The 2947-nt window shown below is 73.0% G+C and carries 3 protein-coding genes; all 3 read left to right on the top strand.

All coding sequences use genetic code 11. The annotated features are described in order from the left end of the window. Positions 1-566 (top strand): LysR family transcriptional regulator substrate-binding protein (locus D183_RS25835; protein ID WP_017911129.1); only part of this gene is annotated, 566 nt, incomplete at its 5' end. A 78-nt stretch (positions 567-644) separates the two neighbouring features. Then, a complete protein-coding gene (gstA, locus tag D183_RS0123340) occupies positions 645-1265 on the top strand; it encodes a glutathione transferase GstA (RefSeq protein ID WP_017911128.1) in 621 nt (206 codons plus the stop codon). 99 nt (positions 1266-1364) lie between these two features. Further along, positions 1365-2947: hypothetical protein (locus D183_RS25830; RefSeq protein WP_017911127.1), on the top strand; the 1583-nt coding region annotated here is incomplete at its 3' end.

The raw sequence follows: 2947 nt of genomic DNA, 5'->3' as shown, positions 1-2947 counted from the left end.
GGCTGGCGCCGCGCCTGCGCGCGTTCGAGCGGGCGCATCCGGACACGGGTGTGGTCTGGCTGGAAGGCAGCGACGAGGAGGTCGAGGCCTGGCTGGCCGCCGGGACGGTCGACCTGGGCGTGGTGCTGGATCCGGCGCCGGAGCGCGACGCCATGGTGTTCGGCATGGACGAGTGGCTGGCGGTGCTGCCGCCGGCGCTGGCGCGTCCGCGGGCGCGCGACATCGCCCTGGCGGAACTGCTGGCGCTGCCGTTCGTGCTGGCCACCGGCGGTTGCTGGCTGCATGCGCAACGCCTGGCCGAACGCGCTGGGCTGGCGATCGCCGACCTGCGCCTGCAAGTGCGCGACTGGTCCAGCGCCTGGGCGCTGGTGCGCGATGGCGCGGGCGTCAGCCTGCTGCCGGCGTCGGTGCTGCCGGCCGAGCGCGACGGCGTGCAGGTGCTGCCCTTGCAGTCGCGGCTGCAGCGCCGCTTCGCGCTGGTCGCTGCTGCACACGCGGCGCCGGCCGCGCTGCAACTGCGCCGGTTCCTGGACGAGGCCATTAGTGGCGCTACTGCCCCGTCCTGACATTCTTGTTTCTCTGCAGGCCGCCATGCCGCACACACTGCGCGCGCCGACTGTCCGGCGCCCCTGCGAGACGTTCCGATGCTCCTCTATGCCGCTCCTGGCGCCTGTTCCCTGGCGCCGCACATCGTGCTGCGCGAACTGCAGTTGCCGTTCCGGCTGGTGCGCGTGGACAACCACAGCAAACGCACCGACGAGGGCGGGGATTACCTCGCGATCAACCCCAAGGGCTACGTGGCCGCGCTGCAGCTGGACGAAGGCCAGGTGCTGACCGAAGGGCCGGCGATCCTGCTGTACCTGGCCGACCGCTGTCCGCAGGCGGCGCTGGCGCCGCACGCGGACGCAGACGCCTTGCCACGCTACCGCCTGTACGAGTGGCTGGCCTTCATCAACAGCGAACTGCATGCCGGCAGCGTGCCGCTGTTCGATGCCGGGCTGGCACCGGCGCGGCGCACCGCGGTCGCCGCTCGCCTGCTGCAGCGCTATGCCCATGCCGAGGCCGCGCTGCGCACGCAGCCGTACCTGCTCGGCGAGCGCTTCGGCGTGGCCGATGCCTATCTTTTCACCGTGCTCGGCTGGCTGCCGCGGTTCGGCCTGTCGCTGGACGCGCTTCGGGCGTTGGCCGCGTACGCGGCGCGCATGGCGCAGCGTCCCAGCGTGGTGGCGGCACTGGCGGCCGAGCAGGCGCTGCAACCGGCCTGAGCGCGGCACGCGGGCGGTGCCAGGCATGACCTTCGGCGCTCTGCCGCAGCGCGGCGGCCGTGCTAGGTTGCCCGGGCCATTCGAAAGGGGATTTCGACCATGCTCATGCCGTTCCGCTGGATCGGCGCCCTGGCGCTCGCCAGTGCGTTGCCTGTCGCCGCCCACGCCGCCCCCGCCGACAGCGGGTATCGGCAACCGCCCGAGCCGCTGCTGGGCGTGATGCGCGCCCCGCTCAATCCGACGCCGCGGCTGGACCCGACCGGGCGCACCCTGTTGCTGGTGGAGCGCCAGGCCTACCCGCCGATCGCGCGCGTCGCCGAGCCGTACCTGAAGCTGGCCGGGGTGCGCGTGGAACCGCGCACCCACGCCCGCCACGACATGTCCAACGGCTACGGCATCCGCGCCTGCCTGGACGGCTTCAGCCTGGTCGACGTGGCCAGCGGCAAGCAGACCGCGGTGACCCTGCCGGCCGGCGCCTGCCCGGCGCAGCCGGTGTGGTCGCCCGATGGGCGTCGCTTCGCCTTCAACAACACCGCGGCCGACCGCGTCGAACTGTGGCTGGGCGACGTCGCCACCGGCGCGGTGCGTCGTGTCGACGGCGTGCAGCTCAACCCGGTACTGGGTGGCGAGATCCAGTGGCTGGGCGGCAGCGACACGCTGCTGGTGCGTGCGGTGCCCCAGGACCTCGGTCCGGCGCCGGTGAAGGCGGCGGTGCCGCCGGGGCCGGAGGTCAAGGAAGCGATCCGCGGCAAGGGCGAGAGCAGCACCTACGAGGCCCGCGACACCCTGTCCAGCCCCGAGGACGAGGCCCAGTTCACCTACTACGCCACGGCGCAGCTGGTCACTGTGGATGCCGCCAGCGGCAAGCTGCGCACGGTCGGCAAGCCGGCGGTGTACTCGGTGGTCGACGGTGCGCCGGACGGCCGCCACGTGCGCGTGGAGCGCCTGCAGCGTCCGTACTCCTACGTCACCACCTACGGCCGCTTCGCCCACGACGTGGCGGTGCTGGACCTGGCCGACGGCAGCGAGCGCGTGCTGGCGAACCTGCCGGTGGCCGATCGCGTGCCGGTACACGGCGTGCCCACCGGGCCGCGCGCCTACGGCTGGCGCGCCAACCAGCCGGCCACCCTGGTCTGGGCCGAGGCGTTGGACGGCGGCGACTGGAAGACCAATGTGCCGGCGCGCGACAAGCTGCTGACCCTGTCGGCACCGTTCACCGGCAAGCCGCGCGAACTGGCCAAGGTGACCCAGCGCTACGCCGGCCTGAGCTGGTTCGCGCAGGGCGGGCAGGCGCTGCTGGACGAGTACGACGAGAACCGCCACTGGCGCCGCACCACGCTGCTGGACGCGGACCGCCCCGGCAGCGCCGGGCGGGTGCTGTTCGACCTGTCCACCGACGACCTCTACGCCGATCCCGGCACGCCCGAGCTGCGTCGCCTGGCCAACGGCGAATACGTGCTGCGCGAGGACAACGGCGCACTGTTCCTGAGCGGGCAGGGCGCCACCCCGGCCGGCGACCGGCCGTTCCTGGACCGCTATGATCTGGCGAGCGGCAAGACCCAGCGTCTGTTCCGCAGCGGCGCCGATGTTGATGAGGCCTTCGCCGGGTTCGCCGGCGAGGACACCACCCGCCTGCTGACCTGGCGGCAGTCGCCGAGCGACCCGCCGAACGTCTACCTGCG

This window comes from Xanthomonas sp. SHU 199 (assembly GCF_000364665.1).
GTDB classification, from domain to species: domain Bacteria; phylum Pseudomonadota; class Gammaproteobacteria; order Xanthomonadales; family Xanthomonadaceae; genus Xanthomonas_A; species Xanthomonas_A sontii.
Note: the sequence above shows the minus strand (reverse complement) of the source record. Positions and strands in the feature narration are given on the sequence as shown.